This window comes from Microbulbifer mixtoriginis (SeqCode) (assembly GCF_052467235.1).
Map to the genome: position 1 here is coordinate 3073864 of NZ_CP174305.1, position 22238 is coordinate 3096101.

A 22238-nucleotide genomic window follows, 5' to 3' on the forward strand; every position below is an offset into this window, starting at 1 on the left:
CCAACTGGCTGGATAATCCTCGCCGGCTAGACTTTTTTGAAAGACAGCTATCAGCGCAACACTGAAAGTGGAGTGTCGGATCATGAGGCCTTCAAGGAAATTCGCTCTGCCGCTTGTAGCGGCTCTGGCGGTGCAGGGTTGCTTATTCTTACCCGCGGAGGAAGTGGAAGGGGAAGACCCTTTCTTTTTCGAGGCTCAGGCTAGCGGGCAGGAAGGTGGCTTTGTCGAAGCCGACTCGATTGTTTCATCGCCTGCTCAGGCCTTGCCTGTTAATAATGAGTGTGAAGGGCATTGCACTCACCAGGTGTACGACTCCACCGCCTGGTTCTTCCCGGTTCTGAGGGTGTACTAAGCACCGAGCTGCGAGTCTGGGAATGTAGTGCGCAAGGTTGTGGCTGCACCGTCCGATCATTTACCGAAGTACGCGAATTAGGTTTCGCGTGGTGCCGATACGGAGGCAAGCCCATGAAAAAATTCCCTATAGCCATTGCCGCGTTGTGTACCAGCTTGCTGCTTCCAGCTTGCGGTACCCCGGATACGCGCAACCAGGTGGTCTACCCAACCAGTGCGCCGATACCCCGCCATGCGGAATATCGCGCATATCCCTCTCAAGCAATGCCCGCAGCTCCCTCAACACGCAGGTCCAGTCATTCCAGTTGCCCCGGTGACTCTGAGGAGTTGGCGCCCGGATCAATTTGTCCTGAGAGTGCCCGTTGCTTTGATATTTCCGGTGGAAGGCGTTGTATTTCCTATGAAGAGTAAAGTTTTACTGTCATTGATTGTGGCGCAGCTGCTCGGTGGCTGTGCCGATGGTTTTTGGCAGGATTTAAATGGCACCGCAATTTATTATTCCTATAAGCACAGTCCCGTTCCGCCCGATGAACTGACTGCATTCCCACGCTTTTGCCTGGTTTGTGATCCCTATATGGGTGAACTGGACAACTGCATTGCTGCGGGAGTGCCTTGTTATCAATTGGATACTGGCGACTGGTGTGCCGGGCCCTATTCACCATTTGAATTAAGTTACAGCTTCTATTGATCGATATTGCTCGTGACTGCTTCGGGTGAAGTCAGGGGTAAAATTATGGAAGCGGCAAAGGTATTGCGTTACTTCAGCAGTGTTTTAATACTTTCTTTTATCGAAGTGCCTATATAGTACTTTAAGCCGTTAAGTGTGCCCTTGATATTCACTTCCGGGTAGTAGTCATAGCCCAGCTTTTCCAGCAGGATATGCAGGTTTTTCTTGATACCAATGGCGAACCAGCTGCAGGGGAAGGAAATAATGCTGGGACTCTGCCCGTTGAGCAGGTAAATTTTTCCTCCCTGAATATGGTCCACTTGATTGAGCAGGTTGTAACTGGGATCGGCCATGTCAAAATTATAAAATAACTTGGCCTCGTGATCTATATCCACCTGCTCACAAGTGTGATGCGCATAATAGCGCCGCAGTATTTTCTGGTCATCGCAGTAATTGGGATACATTCCGCGGGCTGCTTGGAATAGGTTTTGTAGCGCTTTATTTTTTCCAATAAATATTCCCGTGGAAAAAACATGTTCGTTAGGAAAGAATTTTTTTTCAAAATACCCCTGAACACCATCGTGCCGGTAGTCATTGGAAAAAATAATATCCTTGCCAAAGGAGTGAAAATTTTTTTCGAGCAGGCGTACTGACGGTAATATCAATGAGTCGAAACCGTCGAGATAGCAGATTATGTCCTCCTCAGGCAGCGTTTGAAAAAAAGGAAGCAAAATATCCATTTTGGATGAGAAGTCTTTCCAGGGGTGATCGCGCCCAAGAATGGTAAGTGATACGCCATTGCGTCTGGCGGATTCCTGGAGTACGGGAAACATTCTTTCCGAGTGGGTGGCAATGGTGGCGATATGCAACATTTTTTAGGAGAAACCCCTGCGCCTACAACTTTCTAAGCCGGCAAAGGTTTCTTTGCCACCTGTGAGAAGTCTAGCCGACCCTTTTATCTGAAGTGACAGGTCTGTACAACTCGGGGGCTGCTCTTGTCTCGATACGTCTATACATTACTTGGCGAGTGGCAGTGCTTGCCGGATTTCTTTTAATTAGACGAGCGTGTAATGAGAGGCGCCAGAAGAAGCTGGATAATCAATGTCTGCATCGCGATTGATCAGCTCGGTAATGCTATTGCTGGTGGCAATCCCGATGCCACTATCTCTGGTCGTTGCGGTTATTTTTCACGGGTGCAGGAGACACGTTTACGCCGTTATTGGCGGATTTTGGAATGGGTGATCAATTTTACCTTTATCCCCATCGATGGGCCGGATCATTGCTACCGGTCTTATCTGTGGGATCGCGCAGAAAAGCATGAAGAGGGCAGTGACTTTATGCGTGTGCTGCTGGGGGTGATCGTAATTTTTTTCTGCATGCCTCTCTGTCTGTTTACCTGGCTTTATGTATTGGTTTTCCCCAGTGCCCGCTGGAAAAAAGAAGAGCCATAGAGCAAAAAAAAGCCCCCGAGCAGAGCGCAACGGGGGCTTGAAGTTGGGGGGTATTTCTAGCTATGCGCCGGTTGTTCCATTGAATCCTGAATCAGTGCTGGCTCATTAGTTTTTGTTGTGTTGGACAAGCTGCCACCGGCAAGTTTGCGGAGTGCAACATAAAACACTGGGGTCAGGAACAAGCCAAACAGGGTTACGCCAATCATGCCGGTAAATACGGTAATACCCATGGCGTTGCGCACTTCGGCACCGGCACCGCTGGCTAGTACCAGGGGAACCACGCCGGCAATAAAGGCTACGGAAGTCATAATGATTGGACGCAAACGCAGGCGACAGGCCTCCAAGGCTGCCTCTACGGTACCCTTGCCGTCCATTTCCAGCTCGCGGGCAAACTCCACAATTAGAATGGCGTTTTTACAGGCGAGCCCCATTAATACAACCAGCCCTACCTGAACAAATACATTGTTGTCGCCGCCAGTAGCCCAAACACCGAATAGTGCAGCCAACAGACACATGGGCACGATCAGAATAACCGCCAGCGGCATTACCCAGCTCTCATAGAGTGCGGCGAGTACCAGGAATACCAGCAGTACTGCGAGAGGGAAGACCACCATAGCGGCGTTGCCCTGGTTAACCTGCTGGAAGCTGAGGTCGGTCCATTGAATTTGCATACCCGGAGGCAGGGCCTGGTCGGCTACCTGCTCAACTGCCGCCAGTGCTTCAGAGGAAGACAGCATACTGGGATCGGATTGTCCCATCAGGTCGGCTGCGGGATAGCCGTTGTAACGGATAACCGGGTCGGGTCCGTAGCTTTGGCGCAGGGTCACCATGGTGCTGATGGGCACCATTTCCCCATTCATATTGCGGGTGTAGAGATTGTCGAGATCTTGCACTTCATCGCGGAAAGGCGCATCTGCCTGGGCAACCACCTGGTAGGTGCGACCGAACAGGTTGAAGTCATTGATATACATGGAGCCGAAATACAGCTGCAAGGTGCCGAACAGGTCGTCCATACGCACGCCCTGGGCTTTGGCCTGCAGGCGGTCTACCTCGGCGTCCATCTGCGGCACATTGGCCTGGTAGGAGCTGAAGGGATAGCTGAGGCCGCTGGCTTGGCTCAAGGCCCCAGCCAGCATATTGGTGGCATTTTGCAGCTCACCGTAGCCGGCACCACGACGGTCCTGGACATAGAGGGAGTAACCGGAGCCAGCGCCCAGCCCGAAGATGGGCGGTGGCATAAAGGTCATGGCGAAGCCTTCCTTGATCTGGGAGAGCTTGCCGTTTAGCTCCGCGGCGATTTCGGTGGCACTGCGTTCGCGCACATCGAAGTCGTCGAATAAGATAAATACCGTGCCCACGTTGGGGGTATTGGTGCCTTGTAGGGCGTTAAAGCCGACAAAAGCGGCCGCGTTGGCAACGCCCTCTGTTTCCAGAGCTAATTCACTCACGCGGCGTGCAACTTCTTCAGTGCGGTCCAGGGAGGCACCTTCCGGCAGGCGGATACTGCCCACCAGGTAAGTCTTATCCTGAACCGGAATAAAGCCTCCGGGCACCTGTTGGAACAGGGTGAAGGTACCGCCGAGCAATATCAGGTAGACCCCAAATACGATACCGCGGCGTTTGAGGCTGTGGCCCACCACCCGCTGGTAGCGTTCAGAGTTGCGCTGGAAGAAGCGGTTGAACGGGCGGAATAACCAGCCGAACAGGCGCTCGATAATGCGCGCGGGCATATCCGGCTTGGCACCGTGGGGCTTCAGCAGGGTAGCCGCCAGGGCCGGGGATAGGGTCAGGGAGTTGATCGCGGAGATAATGGTGGCGATGGCAATAGTGGTGGCAAACTGGCGGTAGAACTGGCCGGTGATGCCGTCCAGGAAGGCCATGGGCACAAACACTGCACAGAGCACCAAACTGATGGCGACAATCGGGCCGCTCACCTCGCGCATGGCCTGGTGGGCAGCGGCTAAGGGTGTCAGTCCTTCCTCGATATTGCGCTCGACGTTTTCCACCACCACGATGGCGTCATCCACCACGATACCGATGGCCAGTACCATGGCGAACAGGGTCAGGGTGTTGATCGAGAAGCCCAGCATCAGTAGCACCGCAAAGGTACCAACAATGGATACCGGCACGGCCAAGAGTGGAATCAGGGAGGCGCGCCAAGTCTGCAGGAACAGGATAACCACCAGCACTACCAACAATACCGCCTCAAGCAGGGTCTTGATCACAGAGCTGATGGAAGTGCTGACAAATACGGTTGGGTCGTAGGCAACTTTCCATTCCAGGCCTTCGGGGAACTGTTCTCCCAGTTCCGCCATTTTCTCGCGCACTGCAGCGGAGACTTCCAGGGAATTGGAGCCTGGAGACTGGAAAATCGGAATGGCGACCGCCTGGCGGCCGTTTAGTAAGGCGCGTAGAGAGTCTTGGGATGAGGCCAGTTCAACCCGCGCCACGTCACGCAATCGGGTAATTTCACCATCGCTGCCGGTCTTCAGTACCACATTGCCAAATTCTTCTTCGCTTTGCAGGCGGCCCTTGGCGTTGATAGAGATCAGGAAATCAGAGCCATTGGGCATCGGCGAGGCGCCGATCTGTCCGGCGGACACCTGCACATTTTGCTCACGCACTGTGCTGACGATATCCGCTGCAGTCACGCCCAGGGCCGCCGCTTTTTGCGGGTCTACCCACAGGCGCATGGCATAGTCTCCGGAGCCAAAGACTGCTGCCAGGCCCACACCGGGAATACGCGACAGCTCATCGCGGATATGCAATACCGCATAGTTGCGAATATAGGTGGCATCGAGGCTGTCGTCTGGAGAGATCAGATGCACCGCCATCATCAGGTTGGGCGACTGCTTCTGCGTGGTTACCCCTTGGCGGCGCACGTCTTCCGGTAGACGGGGTAGCGCTTGGGATACCCGGTTTTGTACCTGAACCTGTGCCTGGTCTGGATCGGTGCCGAGTTTAAAAGTGACGTTCAAAGTGAGGGTGCCGTCACTGCCTGCTACCGACTTCATGTAGATCATGTTTTCCACACCATTGATGGCTTCTTCCAGTGGTGTGGCAACAGTTTCGGATATCGTCTTGGGATTGGCACCAGGGTAGCGGGCACTTACTTGCACGCTGGGCGGTACAACCTCGGGATATTCACTGACTGGTAATGACGGGATGCTAATCAATCCCACTACAAAAATAATGATCGACAGCACCGAGGCAAAGATGGGCCTGTCGACAAAGAAACGGGAAAAATTCATACGCTGCTACCTGGGAAGCGGCTTTCAGGCCGCTCGGATTCCATTGATAGGATTCGTTGGGCGTTCGGTGCCCAAAACTCGATGTCCAAAAGTAGTGGAAACACCTAGGCTCAGTGTCCGGCGGCCTGAGCGCTACTGCCTTGACCCTGCTGGGCGATCATCTCGGGTGCGACCGGCATGCCGGGGAAGAAGATCTTCTGGAGGCCGTTGACTACAATTCGTTCGCCAGTTTGAAGGCCGCTACGGATTACCGTGCGCTCCCCCTGCCGTGGGCCCAATTCTACCGGGCGACGTTCCGTCAAGTTCTCCTGCGTGACCACATAGACATAGCGGCGATCCTGGTCGGTGAGTACTGCCTTGCTATCGATCAGTACTGCCTGGGCCATTTCTTCGATAGGCATTTCCACGCGGGCGAACTGCCCTGGCTTAAATGTGCCTTCGGGGTTGGAGACTACAGCTCGGAACTGGATAGTGCCGGTGTGGCTGTTGAGGCGGTTGTCGATAAAATCCAACTGACCTTTATGCGGGTAGCCGTGTTCACCAGCTAAGCCGATATGAACTGGGGGCCTGGCATCGCTGTTAAGTAGGCTGCGACTGGCGGCAAAAGTTTGCTCGTCACTTTCGAAATACACGTACATGGGATCTACAGACACGAGGGTGGTCAGCAGGGTTGTATCCGCGTTGGCCAGATTGCCGCGGGTTATCTGGGCGCGGCTAACACGGCCACTAATAGGGGCTGTCACCTCGGTGTATTGCAGGTTGAGGCGCGCGTTTTCCACAGCGGCTTCGGCGGCATTCAGGGCTGCGTGCTTGGCATCCCGCGCGGCGATGCGGCGGTCGTATTCTTCTCGCGAGATGGCTTTACTGTCGAGCAGCTGCTGGGCGCGGCGGGCCTGCTTCGTATTGAATTCCAGTTCGCTGCGTACCCGCTGTAAATCCGCTTCAGCGGCACGCAGTTTGGCTTTGTAGGGGCGCTGATCGATAGTGAATAGCACATCACCTCGCTCTACCAGGGCGCCTTCAGTGAAAGATACCTGGTCGATATACCCGCTGACACGGGGGCGTAGTTCAACGGTCTCCGGAGCGACAACGCGGCCGGTAAAACTGCGCCACAAAGTGGTTGCCTCGGTGCTAACCTGGGCAACTTCTACGGCCGGAGGGGGCGGTTGCTGCCCAGTGGGCTCTTCGCTGCCGCAGCCAGCCAGGACCAGTGCGGAGAGGCCGAACAGTGTGGCGGTAAGTTTCTTCACCATAACGCGTGTACTCCCTTTGCTTCGGAAGAGAGGGGCCGTTTGGCACTCCTCTCAGTTGGGAGGCAACTTTAATAGGGCGCAATAGGGGGGCGGTATCCGGTAACTATGGCTTGATTGCCTATTTCTATTTTTCTCAGTGAGGTGACAGTCTGAGAAAGACCTTTAAGTCAATCAATTAGTACTGTATATATAACTAGGTTTGTGAATCACTAATGAATTTATCACGGCTTTATACGGTAGGAGATTACGGTAAGTTATCTATTGCTGCACAGTAATTGCCCAATCCTGCAAAATCCTGCGAGAGTTGCCTAAAACTCCGTATACTGTCAGCCACCTTGTTTGATGCCGCCCAGGGCACGTGGGCGCGAGGAAAAACTATGAGTAGTGAAGAGAGAGCGGTAGCAGAAGTTATTCCGGCGGAGTTGGAGACGACCAGGCAAAAACTGATCCAAACCCTGATGCGTCAGGCACCAGAGCAAGGCTTGACGGAGACTGAGCTGGATGGCTTGGCCTTGATTCGCTGCAATGAGCCGCTCGCCTGTGCCTCGTCAGTCTATACGCCTTCACTGAACTTTATTATCCAGGGCAGCAAAACCCTGGAGTTGGGGGATAGGGAAATTTCCTATATGCCCCTCAGTTATGTCGCAACTTCTGTACATTTGCCGATTTTGGGGCGAGTAGAGCGGGCCTCCAAGGATGTCCCCTTTCTTGGGGTAAAGTTGATTATTGACCCCAAAGAGGTGGCAGACCTGGTCCTGGAGCTGGGAGATAAGGCTCCCGGCATTGAAGCGGGCTATGACTGCCCGGAGGTCAGCTGCGGCCTCTGTGTAACACAGATGGATCAGGGCATTCTCGATGCAGTGAGCCGCTTAGTGCACTTGGCAGGAAATCCTACAGACGCGCAAATACTGGCGCCCATGGCGAGGCGGGAGATTATCTATCGGGCTCTGATGGGTGAGATCGGTGCGCGCATGCGCAAGTTTGCCATGGCGGACAGCCAGGCTAACCGGGTATCGCGGGTGATAGAGGTGCTCAAAGACCGCTTCTCCGAGCCCCTGCGTATCAGCGATCTGGCCGAACAAGCCAATATGAGCGAGTCCTCCCTATATCACAGCTTCAAGCAGATAACCCGCATGTCGCCACTGCAGTTCCAAAAGAAACTGCGTCTGCACGAGGCACGCCGTCTGATGCTCTCAGAGGGGTTGGAAGCAGCTTCCGCCAGTTATCGGGTGGGCTACGAAAGTCCCTCCCATTTCAGCCGTGAATACAGCCGCATGTTCGGCCTACCGCCTCGCGCCGATGTCAGTAAGCTGCGCGGTGAGCTGCGGGTGCCGGCTTAGTCTGAAGTGGCATTGCCCTGTTTGAGAACAAACAGGCTACACCAGCCCTCGGGGCTGATATCGCCCTCCACCACTATGCAGGCATTGGGTGGTGTAAATAGCTGGCAGTCCACACACTTCTTGCCATCTTTCGGTGTGTCCTGGTAATTGACCGATTCCTTGGTCGCCTTGATTTGGGCGCTGGCCCGATCAGTGGCGATTATGCTAACCGGAAGAATCGCCAGGGCACCGCCGGATAACTTAAGGAACCTTCTGCGGGTAATATTCTGATGTTTTTCCATTGGCAAAATTTCCAAAACGCTTTGCTTTAGTCTTCAGAATTTCAGAGTAGCTCGGTTTGGAATTTCTGCAGGAGGGTTTGTATTGCTGCAGAAAGGAAACGAAATGAGAAAAAATCTTATTCGCTTATAAAAAAAGGCGGCCATCTGGCCGCCTTCCAGATTTATCTCAAAACAGAATTACTTCTGAGAGATAAGGATTTTACCTACCGACTTGTCTCTGCTCTGCGTGACTACGCGAACTTTCAAACCGTAAGGGGTAATCGCGCGGCCGGCATCGGGGATCTCATCGCTGCTAAAGCTTCTACGATCGTTGAATACCCGATGGGGGCGGTTGTGGATATCGGTCATGGTGATGCCGTAATCTTCCAGAAGATCCAGTGTCAGCCGCTGGGCCCAGTCGACACCAAATGTGGCATCGTGGATCTGGTAGCGAGTAGATGCAACGGAGTCATCGCTCCACTTCAGAACCTGCTGATCTGCATCGACTACGCCGAGGAAGCCATTACCGGGGTGGACACCTACCCAGTTGTTTTCATAGCTGGTGTCCGCATACCAAATCAGGAGACCCTCGTTATAGGTCAGCATTTGACCGGCCACATTTATGTGTGCCAGACCTTGGTCTACACCGCGGTGGGTACGCCATTCCAATAGGTAGTAGTGGTCGTGGAGGTTGTAGCCGGGGTGGCGGCTGAAACCGGTCAGGCTGAAGTTGCCGTCGCTCTCCGCATCATCGAAGAGGGCGGCTTGGCCGTCGATATTGATGGTGATGTCATCGGCAAACAGGCCGGGGTTGGCTTCATAGGCATCGGTAATATAGGCGATGGACAGGTTGAACTGTTGGCCAGCGTAGGCACTCAGGTCAAATTCGGCATCGACCCAACCACTGGAGCTGCCGGTAATACCGAAGCCCGGGTTTTGCCCATTGGGGCTGGTCTCGGTGGTAATGTTACCGGGAATGGAGACGAAGCCCTCACCCAGGTCAACCATAACCGCACCGTAATCCCAATCCTGCTCAATGTCATACCAGGCCTTGAAGGTCAGGCTTGCGCTCTGAGCATCGGTCAGGTCGACAGGGATTACCATGGAGTTTTGCAGGTTGTTATCACTGCCACTGAAATAGGCGTACTCACCGCTGGTTGGTACGGTCACGACCACTTCCTTTTTGGGAAGGTCGATACGGATCGCATCGTTGTTGGTGCCCTTGTGTACCGCCTCGTCAAGCAGGAGAGGGATGCCGCGACGGGGAATATCTTGCAGGGCGATGGTCTCGCCGTGCAGCCAGTTGCCGCCGTGGTTGGTTTGCAAATACTCCTTTGCCCAAGCAGAGAAACCCGTGGGTTCTGAGCCAGGGATAACACCGGCCCAGCTGCCGCTGGACATGATTGACCAGGAGGAGACGGGTTCACCGCGGCCGGAACCATCGGTGTCGTACTCGTCGGGTAGACCCAAGTCGTGGCCGTACTCGTGACTGACAACACCTGCTGCTGCGTCGGCAGGCTGTACTGTGTAGTCGTAGGCCGCCATGGTGCCGCCCCAGTAATCCACTGATGCGGTAGTTCCCTCAATAGAGAAAACATCGCCGAGATTCCAGCGGTGCGCCCAGATCGCGTCTTCTCCCAGCTGGCCGCCACCCGCTTCTTCCCCCACTGAGGAGTGGAAGATCATAATGTGGTCCACCAAGCCGTCGGCTTCCCAATAGTTGCCATCCCCATCAAGGTCGTAGCGGTCTTCGATATCGAAGTCAGCGAGGTTAACGCTGGGATCAGCTGCGGCAGCCTGCAGTGCTTCACGCACCAGAGCACGGGCATCGCCGTTTTCATTGTTGCCATAGAAAGCTGCTGGCTGACTGGCAGTGTACCAACCTGCTACTGCACCTTCGACGGAGTAGCTATTGCCGGATTGCTGCCAGTAGAACTGCTGCATAGACAGTAGGTTTTCACCCTGGGGGCCAGTGAAGCCCTGTTGGGAGAACAGCAGGTCTGCATAGTGTTGTGCGGCATAGTCCTCGTAGTACATATCCGTTTCCCCTGGCTCAATGCTGTTGTGGGGGAAATCGGGGAAGTCCATCAGGATTGCGAGAACCTTCGCGGTACGCATCTCACCTTCATAGTTTTCGAGCTGAATAGGTGCCGGTGCACGGCCGATGCCATGAAAGCGCCCCTTGCCTTTACCGCGTCCTAATTTGGGATGCTTGCCGCCACGGGCATGCTTCATCATTTGTACCGTTTCACTGGACAAATCCTGGGCCAGGTTCTGGTTTTTACTGGCACGTTCTTTCAGAAACTGGTGTAGAGTGCGCTCGGCTTCGCCAATGGATGCATTTTTACTAATGCGGCCTGAGCGCTTGAGCATGTCTATCAGCTTGGCTTCGTTGGCGATTACCAGGTCGAACTGATTGCCACCTTGTAGCTGAGGTGAGGGTGCAGCGTAACTGTTCGCAGCCATCAGGCTGAGAGCAAGCGCGCTGACGGGCAGCAGACTATTTACTTTTAGCATTGATCCCTTCTTTCATTTTTGTTTTAACAAAGAACTCGGGAGATTTTTATAAATTTTAAGGGCACTTTGCCGGTGCGTTACCCGAGCCTTAAGGGCCGGCTGAACTTTTCAGTAGCCCCATGTTGTTCAACGAAGTAAGAGGGAAGAGCCACAGCACTTTTTTTGTGATGGACTTGGTATTTTTTTACTCGGTTATTTACGTTGCTTTGCACTGAGATAGTGGGTGCACACTCTGGAATTATTTTTTTATCTTAACCCTTCTTGGAAGGCTTAATTTCTATTTTAATTGTTTAATTTAAATTTTTGCTATTAAGCTTCTTGCTCCCAGGGTAGCCATAGTGAGATTTGCAAGCCGCCACCGTTTCGGTTCATTAACTGAATGTGCCCTCCGTGTGCATCGACAATTTCTCTACAGAGGGCGAGGCCCAGGCCCACTCCCTGTTCTTTGGTGGAGAAAAATGGCAGCAGCGCTTGTTGCAACACTTTTTCACTCATGCCACAACCACGGTCGGCAATAACCAGTTGTTGACCCAGACCATCAGTGTGAATCGACAGTTCGATATCATTACTGCTGGAACCTGCTTCACGGGAATTTTTGATTAAATTTAGTAGAGCTTGCTCAATTTGTACCGGATCAAAGTAGCCTGGTCGCTCTGGTAGTTCACCTTTTAAAATAAATTCCTGTAAGGGGGCTGTGCGTTCTACAAGTTCTTGCCAGCTGACTTGTTCACAGCTTGGTGGGGGTAATTTGGCAAAGCTGGCATAGCCTTGGGTGAACTCAGTCAGGTGTTTGCAGCGCTCGGCAATAATATCGAACACCTTTCCAAGCGCCGCGGCTTTATCCGGTTTGGCGATCAGCATTTTTCCTGAGTGGGCCAGGGAGGAGATGGGGGCGAGGGAATTATTTAATTCATGGCTAATCAGGCGAATCACTTTTCTCCATACCTCTACTTCCGCCTTGGTGAGCTCCTTTGTCATCTCGCGCATAACAATCAGGCGGTGCTTGTGGGCGTTGAGTACAAATGTGCTGTTGCCAATATGCATGGAGTGGCTGCCATATTTATCCGTGTAATTAAACAGGCCGTTATCCCAATTTTGTATGGCGCTGGCAATTTCTTTCGGGCTGTTGGGCAGCAACTTTTGCAACAGTAAACCCTGAATAGGTTTCCCGCCATTGAGTAACTTTTTAGCGCTACTGTTGGAATAAATAATATGATCACTCTGGTCCACCAGGATCAAAGCCTGGGTAGAGCTTTGTATTACTGTATCCAGAAGTAATTCCCGCTGATAGATATGGGCGCGTTCGCGCCTGAGGTGCTCGCCGATATCATTGTATAAATTCGTGATCTTGCTCAGTTCAGTATCCCGGGGAGAGACCAGTGAAATAGAAAAGTCACCATCGCGAAAGTTGAGCAATCCACCCTGTAGGGATTTCAGGGTGGAGGTCAGGGGCTTTAGTGCCAGACGTATCAGGCTGATAAGAGTACAAATTCCCAGGATAAGGCCCAGGGTCCAGGAGAGACGGGCGTCCAAACCAATAAAGCTTAATAACCACGGCAGGCCGGCGGCGATGGCTAGAGCCAATATGGAGAAGGCGAGGATACGGCCTTCCAGAGAGAAATATTTCGACATCAATAGGGAATACCGTGTTTGTCCAGTCGGCGATACAGTGCCTGACGGCTCATGCCCAGTTCCCTGGCAGCTTGGGCGATAATGCCATTACAGCTGGCCAGCGTTTGCTGTAGGAGTTCGCGGCTGGGCTCGAAATGTACTTCGGCCCTGTCTATTGAGGCCTGTTTCGGCAGGGCAAGCAGTGCTTCATCTATCGTATCTCCACGGCAGAGAACCGAAGCGCGTTGCATCACGTTTTGCAGTTCACGCACATTGCCGGGCCACTGATAGCGGGTTAGGGCGGTCAACGCTTGGGGGGAGAGTTTTTTTGAACTGCCGTTATCCTGTAAAAAATTCATGGCCAACGGGGCTATATCCTCGGGGCGTTCACACAGGGGGGGCAGGCGCAACTCAATCACATTCAGGCGGTAGAACAGGTCCTGGCGAAAGCTGCCATTAGTGATGGCTTGGGGCAGATCGCTATTGGTGGCACTGATCACTCGTACCTTAACCTTGCGGGTTTGACTGCTACCGAGCCGCTGGAACTCGCCGGTTTGCAGTACACGCAATAACTTCACCTGCCCACTGGCAGAAAGTTCGCCGATCTCATCGAGAAAGAGGGTGCCGCCATCGGCGGCCTCGAAACGTCCTTCACGGGCCTTATTACCAGCGCCGGTATAGGCGCCTGGCTCGGCACCAAATAGTTCCGCCTCCATCAGCTCTTCCGGTAGGGCGCCCACATTGATCTTTACAAAAGGTTGGTCACGTAGCATGGAATTGGCCTGCACAATTTCGGCAATTTTTTCCTTGCCGGCTCCATTGGGCCCTGTAATTAGAACTGGTACATCAGATTTGGCCACCTGCGTGGCCATCTCTAGCAGTTGTTGCATTTTATCGCTGCGGTAGATGATCTCGCGCAAGTCGAATTTATCCTGTAATTCACTGCGGGCATCGATGGCCTTTTGCTGGGAAGCCCGTTGCCGTTTTTGCAATTCACCGAGTTCAAGAAGATTATTGATGGTGGAAATCAGCTTGTTATCGTCCCAGGGTTTGCCCAGGTAATCGGCAGCACCGGCGCGGACCAGCTCCACGGCCATTTCCAATTGCGTCCAGGCGGTCAAAAGAATGATGGGTAGATCTGGGTTAATTTCGCGAATGGCAAAAAACAATTCGCGCCCCTCCTCACCAGAGGTAGTATCCGCGGTGAAATTCATATCTTGGATCACCAGGCTGATATCCCGGTTTTCCCGCAACAGTTGCAGACCTGCCTGGGGGGTAATGGCGCAGAGAGGCTGTAGGTCGTGCAGTGACAACAGTATTTCTAGGGCTGAGACGATACCGCTGTTATCGTCGATAATGAGTATTTTATCCATAGGACCAAGAGCCAGCTTGTAAGCTGAGCATTATGCAATGAGTGGGTATTAAGGGGGAACTGCAGCTAGGGCAATATGTGCCCCAGCCGAAGGAATTCACCAAAGTGTTAGGAGTTATTGACTATTGATGGCAGGTTGGTGATCAAAGCTCAGCACCCTGGCGAGCTTCCATTGTCCATCTACCTTTTGCCAGAGATGGGTAAATTGTCCACTTTCACGCAGTACTTCTTTGTTGTTGGCGTGAATTCCATAAAAATTATGTGTTCCAGTTTGGATCGCGCCGTAGTTGTTGATTGGGAATATCTTTACGCTTTTAGCAATTAACTCGCGGCGTGCCTTGATATCGCTGCCAGATTTTTGTCGTTCACACATACCGCTAATACCATCGAGAAACTCTTGTGCGGAGCTTGCCGTTTTTCCCCATTTATCGTGGTACATTTCCAAGTCTTCGGTTATAAGCTGGCTCAGTTTGTCGATGTCACAGCTGTTGAAAACTGCATCAAACAGTTGTAAATCCACAGTTGTGATTTCTTGTTCTAATTCCTTTGTGGCTTGAGGGCCGGCAACGACTGGGTGCTGCTCGGCAAGTGCTGTGGACATGAAAAGCGATATAGCTGTAAAACCTACAGCTCTAAAATAATTGCGCATAAAAAATCCTTCTATGTTTTCTTAAGAATAGTGGTCAGGCTATTAAGAAGGCTGACCACCAAGTCCAATCTTTATACACTTCGTGTTGCAGTCGCCGGGGAAATATTGGCAGCGCGAAGTGCTGGTGCTAGAGCTGCAGAAAGACTGACAATCAGTACCAATAGAGCGCAGATAGTGAGTGGCAGCAGGGTTAATACCGGCTGGGAGTAATCGCGCACCATATATTGGTTGGCGATTAAGGCTGCGGCACTGCCCAGGGCAATACCAGTAGCGGCAATCAGGCTGTTTTCAATCAGAAAATAACGGCTGATATTACTGCGGGTTGCACCTAGCGCACGCCTTACACCAATTTGTTTGGCCCGCTGATTAATCCAGAAGATTGTCAGGCCGACAATTCCCAGTGCTACGATAAAGCTGAGCGTGGCTGCAACAATAGATAACACTTTTACCATTAAGTTATCGCCTGCATAACTGCGAGCGACATACTCTGAGAGAACTCTGGTTCTTATAACTCTTTGAGGATCCCTTTCTGACAGTTTCTCTACTAAGGTCTTCAACACTTCATCGCGCTTTCCCGGCTCGGCACGTACTAAATAATTGACGTCCTGAGTATTTCTGACAATGGGGAAAAAGGCCACATTGCCTGCTTTTGGCCAATCCACCCAAGCGCCCAGATGCCGTTCGACAATACCAATAATTTCTATTGGATGGGAAGTGTTGCCATCATAGAGGGGTTTTCCAATAGGATCTTGGTCTGGGTAAATTTTATCCGCGAATTGCTGGGTAATAACTGCGACATTGATATCCCGATTTTCACTGGGATCAAAATATTGCATTTCAGCACTGGTAAAGTTTCGCCCCGCCACTAATTTTAGGCCCAGAGTATTGATAAAGTTTGGGTCTGTATTGTAACGGTTAGAGACTTCTCCACCGATTTCCTGATTAGGTTGATTGTAAAAAGTGCCCGCGGAACCTGACCGGGATAAAGGTACTTGATTGGTAACCGTTGCATCTTGGACGAAAGGCAGTTTTCGCAGTAATTCTAAATCAGAAGATACAGCTCCAATCATATCGTAGTTATTAGGGATCGCCATTACGTTGATGGCTATGATCTCCTCTACGGCAATACCAGTAGGTCTTTCTATTTTTGCAATGCGATCTTTTACGATAACAGCCGTGTTGCTGATGATTGCCAGTGTCAATGCAAGCTGCAGAGCGATCAGCATGGCAGGAACTTTGTTACGCCAGAGGGCGGATAACATGGGTTTTAATTCAAGCATGACTCGTCCTTTACTGGGTTTTCAGGTAAATGGATGGATTAGTGCGACTGATACGCCAAGCTGGGTAAAGCCCTGCCAGCAGGCTTGCGATCAGGGCAAGCCCGATGGCGGCTATTACCATTATCCAATCCATCTTGGCCACTGTATCCAGTTGTCCCATGGCCAAATAACGGATTCCACTGATGCCCATAAAAGCAAGTAAAATACCAACTATCCCACCGAGAATACCGATGGTAGAGCTTTCAATGAGGTGTTGTGTGAAGATGGCATTACGGCTGGCACCAAGTGCCCGGCGCACACCCGCTTCGGGCGCTTTGCGCAGAAACTTGGCTAGTAGCAAAGCTACCGCGTTGATAACGCAAACCAACAGAAAAGCCAGAGATACCCAGCCCAATATACGATTGTCATCGCTGAGAACTTCGTTAAGAACTAGCCACTCGGAAGGTTTACTCAGGGCAAACTTTAATGGTCGCTCGAAGCGCCCTTGGTCCTTTTGTCCTTGAATATACGCGGTTAGGAAGTTTTCGTACTCAGCTTTCTGTTCGCTATCGCGGAGTTCAACCCAAAATTGAATCCAGACGCTCTCACTTTGTAGGAAACCCTCGTAGCCTTCTCCCTCTCCTTCTCCACTATTACTCCAGCCATTAGTGTTCCCCCAGCTGTAAATTTCCAGCTTGCGGTGGAGGCCAAAAGGCACGAAAAGGGATTCAACTTTTGCAAAGGAACTGTTGTTTACATCGTAAACTTTGGGTGAGGGTTCCCAGGTATCAATAACGCCAATGACTGTAAAAGGCTGGCTATTTAATATAACGGTTTCGCCAACGCTGTTTTCTCCCGAGAATAATTTTTCATTAGTGGCCTTGGAGAGTATTACCACTTGCGAGGGGGAGTTATCAGCTGCTTGTTCCCAGGTTCCTCCATAGATAAAAGGAACATCGAACAGAGCGAAGAAGTCGCGAGTGGTTATGCGGATATCGGCGGTATAAGGTCGGATCGCTGAATCTTCCAGCTCCACGGTGAAACCATAGCGGTGCATGGCCACCTGGTGAGTGGGGATATCGGAGCGTAGCAGGGCCTGAGTGTCTCTATAGGTTAGCTGCCAGGGAATTTCATTGGTGGTATTTGCGGCTTCATTAACATCCCAGCCATCGAGCTGTACTGCGAAAAGTACGTCATCTTTATGCTTGAGAGCATTTTTTGACATCGTGTAGTTCAAAGTAAGCACTGTCATGGAGGCACCAACACCCACCGCGATGGCCGCGACCATCAGTGCACTTAATATCGGTGTACTGCGCAGGCTGCGCAGAGCCAGGGAAATATAGTATCCAATCATTACTGCAGGCTCCTTAAGCAGTAGCGGCTTCAGGTTGCTCGGTGACCGGGCGCAGATCACACACTTGCCCATCCACAATCTGAATATTGCGATGCGCGCGGCGGGCCAGCTCGGGGTCGTGGGTGACCATCACGATAGTAGTGCCCCATTCATTGATAAACTCCAGAAGCTCCATAACCTGGCGCGCCATCAGGGAGTCGAGATTTCCGGTGGGCTCGTCCGCGAGCAGGAAGCGCGGTTCGCCGGCCAGGGCACGGGCGATGGCGATACGCTGCTGCTGACCACCGGACAGCTGTGCTGGAAGGTGCTTAGCTCGGGCAGATAGACCTACTTGTTCCAGGACTTTTTCGATGCGCTTACGGCGCTCTTTAGTGTTAAAGCCGCGATAGCGCAGAGGCACATCGATATTGTCGAATAGATTGAGATCTGGAATCAGGTTGAATCCCTGAAAAATAAAACCGATTTTCTCGTTGCGCAGGCGGGAGCGCTGGCGGTCATTCAGGTTGCTGACGTCTTCACCGTCCAGCAAATATTGGCCACCGGTTGGGGTTTCCAGTAGCCCTGCGATATTGAGAAAGGTGGTTTTGCCTGAACCACTGGGTCCGGTGACAGAGACAAATTCCCCTTCCTTTACTTCCAGGCTGAAGTCGCGGAGGGCGTGGGTTTCTATGGTGTCTGTACGGAAACTCTTGCGGACGTTATGCATTTTAAGCATGGCGATATTCCTTGTTTATCACTGAATTTTTAAATCGTTGATTAGTTGCGCAAGCTGAGTGGGTGTAGCTTGCGTGTGTTAAATGTCTTGCTCGGCTTATTCTTTCAGGGCTACCAGCTGCGCCGTATCCAATCCTTCGGAGGCAGAAATAATGATTTGGTCGCCCTCTTGCAGGCCGGAAACAATTTCCACTTGCTTCAATCCCAGCGCGCCGACTTGGATGTCAACGCGCTCTGCCTGTTGTTGATCGTTGAGACGGAATGCAAAGCGGCCGCCACTCTGATCCAGAAAGCCTCCACGTTTTACCAGCAACACATCATTGCGGTTCTCTAGCAGTACGCGAGCGGTGAGACGCAGGTTCTGGCGAAGGTTTTGGGGTTGTCCCTCACTAAAGCGCACACGGGCGATGACTTGGCTGTCGATGACTTCAGGGGATATCGCGGTGATTTCGCCGGGCAGTTCACGTCCTCCAAGGTTGATAGCCACGGCCATATTCAGACCCAGGTCGTCGGCGTAGTTTTCTGGCACGGCGGCTTCCAATTCGAAACTGGTGAGATCCACTACAGTGATCAGCGGTGAATTAGCGGGCACTGCACTACGTTGGGTGACGGCGAGACTGCCGACTGTGCCATTCACTGGAGAGAGGATCTGCAGCTCGCGCACACGGCGCTCCAATTCCTCCACTTGCAGTTGTTGTTGTGATAGCTGCAGCTCCAGAGTCTGGGTTTCAAAGGTGAGGGACTCTTTCTCCAGCTCTGCATTTTGTACGGCCTGTTGGTATTCCAGCTGGGCGCGGGCCATTTCATCTTTGCTGCGCTCAAAGTCGAGTAGGGAGATAATCTGTTTCTCCATCGAGAGTTCGGAGCGCTTTAACTCCCTCTTAGCTGCAGTGAGATCGACTTTGGCCAGGTCGGCTTTTTGCTCGTTCTCCATCTGTTGGCGCTTGGCCTGGATTTTCTGCCGTTGCAGCTGCACACCGAGCTGGTTCAGTTGCGCCTTTTCCTGGGCCAGTTGGTTGGACAGCTCTGGGCTGTCGACGCTGGCGAGGATCTGACCGGCCTTTACGCTATCTCCGGCTTTCACGGAAAACTTCACGATACCTTGAGCGGGGCTAAATAGGGTGGGGCTGTTGGCGGCGACGACTTTGCCTTGAACCACCAGGTCGCGCACTAGATCACCGCGCTCCACTTGGGCGATATTGATCCTTGATAGAGATAGGGTGTTATCCACGGAGCTGGTGCTATGCCAGGCGCTGATACCCCAGGTGAGGAAAGCGGTGGCCAGGCCGAGGCCGAGGGTACTCTTAATTACTTTTGGATTCTTCCACAGCGGCACGGCTTCGATTTTTGTATCTTGCCTGGAAGTGTCTCTGATCATCTCGCTTTCCATTACTCTCTAATTGGGGCTTTTGCTTTTCCAACTTGGATGCAAAAAATTTTCTATTCGGATGCAAATCAAAAAAACTGGTTTTGCCGGGTATTCAGCAAGGGGTGTGCCAACTTTGAAATAATTTCTAACTCCTTGAAAAATATGAATTTTTTGACTTATTGGTAGTCCGGGGCTTTTTCGGGGGTGTCCGCAAAAAGTGTCCGCTGTCCGCTTTGTCCGCTAGTGCTAAGAGGCCGTGGAAGATGCATAAAGCTAGGGCTGGGGAGACTGAAGGCGAGGTCTATCCGCTGAATCTTTGGTCTGTAGTGGGGATTTATGCGGGGGGACTGTGCATGTGGTAGAGTGCGCGGCCTTTTTTTGATCAATTCAAATTTATTGCGTTTATGTTCCTTCCATCGTTGCTCTCATCGACCAAAGCCGACTGGTTCGGCAATATACGTCGCGACGTTCTCGCAGGCCTGGTAGTGGCCCTGGCTCTTATTCCAGAGGCGATCGCCTTCTCTATTATTGCGGGGGTGGACCCCAGGGTTGGACTCTACGCCTCCTTCTGTATCGCCGTAGTGATCGCCTTTGTGGGCGGCCGGCCAGGCATGATTTCCGCGGCCACGGGGGCCATGGCGCTGCTGATGGTGACGCTGGTGAAGGAGCACGGCTTGCAGTATCTGCTGGCGGCGACGCTGCTCACCGGGGTACTGCAGATTATTGCCGGTTACCTCAAGCTGGGCAGCCTGATGAGCTTTGTGTCCCGGGCGGTGGTGACCGGGTTTGTGAACGCCCTGGCCATTCTGATATTTATGGCGCAGATGCCCGAGTTGATTGGTGGCACCTGGGAGGTCTACGCCATGACCGCAGCGGGCCTGGGGATTATCTATCTTTTCCCCTATATTCCGGTGATTGGTAAAGCGGTGCCCTCACCGCTGGTGTGTATCCTACTGCTCACCGCAGTGGCCGTAACTATGGGGCTGGATATTCGTACCGTCGGCGATATGGGTGAACTGCCGGATACTCTGCCGATCTTCCTCTGGCCCGAAGTACCGCTGAATTTTGAAACCCTGCAGATTATCTTTCCTTATTCCGCTGGCCTGGCTGTGGTCGGTCTGCTGGAATCTCTGATGACGGCAACCATTGTCGACGACCTGACCGATACCAACAGCGATAAAAACCGCGAGTGTAAGGGGCAGGGGATTGCCAATATCGCTGCCGGCTCCCTCGGTGGAATGGCCGGTTGCGCCATGATTGGCCAGTCGGTAATCAACGTGAAGTCTGGCGGTCGCGGTAGACTCTCCACCCTGGTGGCCGGTATTGGCCTATTGACCCTGGTGGTGTTCCTCAGTGACTGGGTGGCGGTGATCCCTATGGCGGCCCTGGTGGCGGTCATGATCATGGTCTCTATTGGCACCTTTGATTGGAGCTCCATTCGCAACCTGAAACACTATCCGCTCTCCACCAATTTGGTCATGCTGGCCACTGTGATTGTGGTAGTGTGGACCCATAACCTGGCTTATGGTGTGTTTGTTGGGGTGTTGCTGGCCGCGCTATTTTTTGCCAACAAAGTCAGCCACTTTATGTATGTAAGCAGTAAACTGGACGAGGCGCAGAGCCGTCGAACCTATAAAGTGATTGGGCAGGTTTTCTTTAATTCCGCCGATAAATTCACCGCATCATTCAACTTCAAAGAAGTCGTGGATACGGTAGTGATCGACCTCAGCCGCGCGCACTTCTGGGATATCTCCGCGGTGAACGCCCTAGACAAAGTTGTGCTGAAATTCCGTCGCGAGGGTGCCCAGGTAGAGCTGGTGGGACTTAACCAAGCCAGTGAGACAATCGTCGACCGGTTCGGCGTACATGATAAACCCGAGGAAATTGAAAGGGTTCTTGGAGGACATTGATGGCCGTAAGCAACAGCGACAATAACAATAACTCCTTTAGTAATGGTGCTACACCGCCGCTGATACTCTCCTGTATCGACGGCTCCCATTACACCGGCGCAGTCTGTGATTATTCGGCCTGGCTGGCCGATAGCTTGGGTGCGCCACTAAAGCTGTTGCATAACATCGAACGCAGTGAGGTGCCGGCGGTAACGGATTTCACCGGTAGCATCGGCCTCGGCAGTCAGGAAGAGTTACTGGAAGAGCTGACCGCGCTGGAGCAACAGCGCGCGCAGCTGCTGGTAAAACAGGGCAAACTGATGTTGCAGGCCGCGCGTACTCGCGTTGAGGCTGCTGGAGTGGAGCAGGTAATGAGCTGCCAGCGCCACGACAGCTTGCCCGAGTCCGTGGTGGAGCTTGAGGATTCGATTCGTGTGCTGGTGCTCGGTATTCGCGGTGAAGAGCACGCGGATTCTGACCAGGGCCTGGGTGCGCAATTGGAGACGGTGGTGCGTGCCCTGCACAAGCCGATTCTGGTGGTTAACCGGGAATTCCAGCCACCTAAGCGCATTATGCTCGCTTACGATGGTAGCGAAGCCGCGCGCAAGGCCCTGTCGCTGGTGGCAGAGAGCCCTCTGTTCCGGCAGATGTCCTGCCACCTGGTCAATGTGGGACCTGCGGATGTGGCGGAGAAGCTGCTGGCGCAGGCCAGCGCTGAGCTGGATACTGCGGGGCTGGCGGTTACAGCCAGCCACCTGGAGGGCAATCCGGTTGAAGCTTTGATTGCCTATCAGTCAGAACACCAGATTGACCTCACAGTGATGGGGGCCTTCAGCCACAATCGCCTGCGTGATCTGTTAATGGGGAGCATCACCGCCAAGATGCTGCTAAAAACCCGGCAACCCCTGCTGCTGTTGCGTTGATCATTGAA

The 22238-nt window shown here is 52.7% G+C and carries 19 protein-coding genes; 7 read left to right on the top strand and 12 right to left on the bottom strand.

What is annotated here, in order from left to right; all coding sequences use genetic code 11:
* The first annotated feature begins 82 nt into the window (after positions 1–82).
* The 3 genes from ACJJIO_RS13510 (at position 83) to ACJJIO_RS13520 (ending at position 1039) form a co-directional block, all read left to right on the top strand.
* The gene (locus tag ACJJIO_RS13510; RefSeq protein ID WP_444883824.1) at positions 83–352 is read left to right on the top strand and encodes a hypothetical protein; all 270 of its coding nucleotides are present in this window, start codon (positions 83–85) and stop codon (positions 350–352) included.
* Between the two features lie 113 nt (positions 353–465).
* On the top strand, positions 466–762 hold the full coding sequence (locus ACJJIO_RS13515; protein ID WP_444883825.1) for a hypothetical protein: 297 nt from the start codon (positions 466–468) through the stop codon (positions 760–762).
* Positions 752–1039, top strand: coding sequence for a hypothetical protein (locus ACJJIO_RS13520; RefSeq protein WP_444899035.1), 288 nt, complete (start codon positions 752–754; stop codon positions 1037–1039). Before ACJJIO_RS13515 ends, ACJJIO_RS13520 begins: the two co-directional genes overlap by 11 nt.
* A 68-nt stretch (positions 1040–1107) precedes the next feature.
* Here ACJJIO_RS13520 and ACJJIO_RS13525 read toward each other — a convergent pair whose 3' ends face one another.
* Positions 1108–1890, bottom strand: a complete 783-nt coding sequence (locus tag ACJJIO_RS13525; RefSeq protein WP_444883826.1) for a glycosyltransferase domain-containing protein — start codon at positions 1888–1890, stop codon at positions 1108–1110.
* 198 nt (positions 1891–2088) lie between these two features.
* Here ACJJIO_RS13525 and ACJJIO_RS13530 point away from each other — a divergent pair, with 198 nt between their 5' ends.
* Positions 2089–2469: a hypothetical protein gene (locus ACJJIO_RS13530; RefSeq protein WP_252084645.1), complete on the top strand. Its 381-nt coding sequence runs from the start codon at positions 2089–2091 to the stop codon at positions 2467–2469.
* 56 nt (positions 2470–2525) lie between these two features.
* Here the strand turns inward: ACJJIO_RS13530 and ACJJIO_RS13535 are convergent, their stop codons facing one another.
* Both ACJJIO_RS13535 and ACJJIO_RS13540 read right to left on the bottom strand, forming a co-directional pair.
* Positions 2526–5720 carry an efflux RND transporter permease subunit gene (locus ACJJIO_RS13535; protein ID WP_444908751.1) on the bottom strand — a complete coding sequence of 1065 codons (3195 nt, stop codon included), beginning with the start codon at positions 5718–5720 and terminating at the stop codon, positions 2526–2528.
* A gap of 110 nt (positions 5721–5830) precedes the next feature.
* Complete coding sequence (locus ACJJIO_RS13540; protein WP_444908752.1) at positions 5831–6973, bottom strand: efflux RND transporter periplasmic adaptor subunit; 1143 nt, start codon at positions 6971–6973, stop codon at positions 5831–5833.
* 377 nt (positions 6974–7350) lie between these two features.
* Here ACJJIO_RS13540 and ACJJIO_RS13545 point away from each other — a divergent pair, with 377 nt between their 5' ends.
* Positions 7351–8313 (top strand): AraC family transcriptional regulator, encoded by a 963-nt coding sequence (locus tag ACJJIO_RS13545; RefSeq protein WP_444908753.1) that lies wholly within the window; start codon positions 7351–7353, stop codon positions 8311–8313.
* Here the strand turns inward: ACJJIO_RS13545 and ACJJIO_RS13550 are convergent.
* The 9 genes from ACJJIO_RS13550 to ACJJIO_RS13590 all read right to left on the bottom strand — a co-directional run bounded on the left by ACJJIO_RS13550 (position 8310) and on the right by ACJJIO_RS13590 (position 19427).
* Entirely contained in the window at positions 8310–8594 is a 285-nt protein-coding gene (locus tag ACJJIO_RS13550; protein WP_444888065.1) for a hypothetical protein, read from the bottom strand. The two genes, ACJJIO_RS13545 and ACJJIO_RS13550, sit on opposite strands and share 4 nt — an antisense overlap.
* Positions 8595–8771: 177 nt before the next feature.
* The gene (locus ACJJIO_RS13555) at positions 8772–11090 is read right to left on the bottom strand and encodes an immune inhibitor A domain-containing protein (RefSeq protein WP_444908754.1); all 2319 of its coding nucleotides are present in this window, start codon (positions 11088–11090) and stop codon (positions 8772–8774) included.
* Between the two features lie 309 nt (positions 11091–11399).
* A complete protein-coding gene (locus ACJJIO_RS13560) occupies positions 11400–12722 on the bottom strand; it encodes a sensor histidine kinase (RefSeq protein ID WP_444908755.1) in 1323 nt (440 codons plus the stop codon).
* The gene (locus tag ACJJIO_RS13565; protein ID WP_444891276.1) at positions 12722–14074 is read right to left on the bottom strand and encodes a sigma-54-dependent transcriptional regulator; all 1353 of its coding nucleotides are present in this window, start codon (positions 14072–14074) and stop codon (positions 12722–12724) included. The genes ACJJIO_RS13560 and ACJJIO_RS13565 overlap by 1 nt, the downstream gene beginning before the upstream one ends.
* A 114-nt stretch (positions 14075–14188) precedes the next feature.
* On the bottom strand, positions 14189–14722 hold the full coding sequence (locus tag ACJJIO_RS13570) for a nuclear transport factor 2 family protein (RefSeq protein ID WP_444908756.1): 534 nt from the start codon (positions 14720–14722) through the stop codon (positions 14189–14191).
* Between the two features lie 71 nt (positions 14723–14793).
* Complete coding sequence (locus ACJJIO_RS13575) at positions 14794–16002, bottom strand: ABC transporter permease (protein ID WP_444899029.1); 1209 nt, start codon at positions 16000–16002, stop codon at positions 14794–14796.
* A gap of 10 nt (positions 16003–16012) precedes the next feature.
* Positions 16013–17335, bottom strand: a complete 1323-nt coding sequence (locus ACJJIO_RS13580) for an ABC transporter permease (protein WP_444908757.1) — start codon at positions 17333–17335, stop codon at positions 16013–16015.
* Between the two features lie 13 nt (positions 17336–17348).
* Positions 17349–18050 (bottom strand): ABC transporter ATP-binding protein, encoded by a 702-nt coding sequence (locus ACJJIO_RS13585; RefSeq protein ID WP_444908758.1) that lies wholly within the window; start codon positions 18048–18050, stop codon positions 17349–17351.
* A 96-nt stretch (positions 18051–18146) separates the two neighbouring features.
* Entirely contained in the window at positions 18147–19427 is a 1281-nt protein-coding gene (locus ACJJIO_RS13590) for an efflux RND transporter periplasmic adaptor subunit (protein ID WP_444908759.1), read from the bottom strand.
* 395 nt (positions 19428–19822) lie between these two features.
* Here ACJJIO_RS13590 and ACJJIO_RS13595 point away from each other — a divergent pair, with 395 nt between their 5' ends.
* Positions 19823–21328: a SulP family inorganic anion transporter gene (locus tag ACJJIO_RS13595; protein ID WP_152451629.1), complete on the top strand. Its 1506-nt coding sequence runs from the start codon at positions 19823–19825 to the stop codon at positions 21326–21328.
* Complete coding sequence (locus ACJJIO_RS13600; protein ID WP_444908760.1) at positions 21328–22230, top strand: universal stress protein; 903 nt, start codon at positions 21328–21330, stop codon at positions 22228–22230. The genes ACJJIO_RS13595 and ACJJIO_RS13600 overlap by 1 nt, the downstream gene beginning before the upstream one ends.
* Positions 22231–22238: the final 8 nt, after the last annotated feature.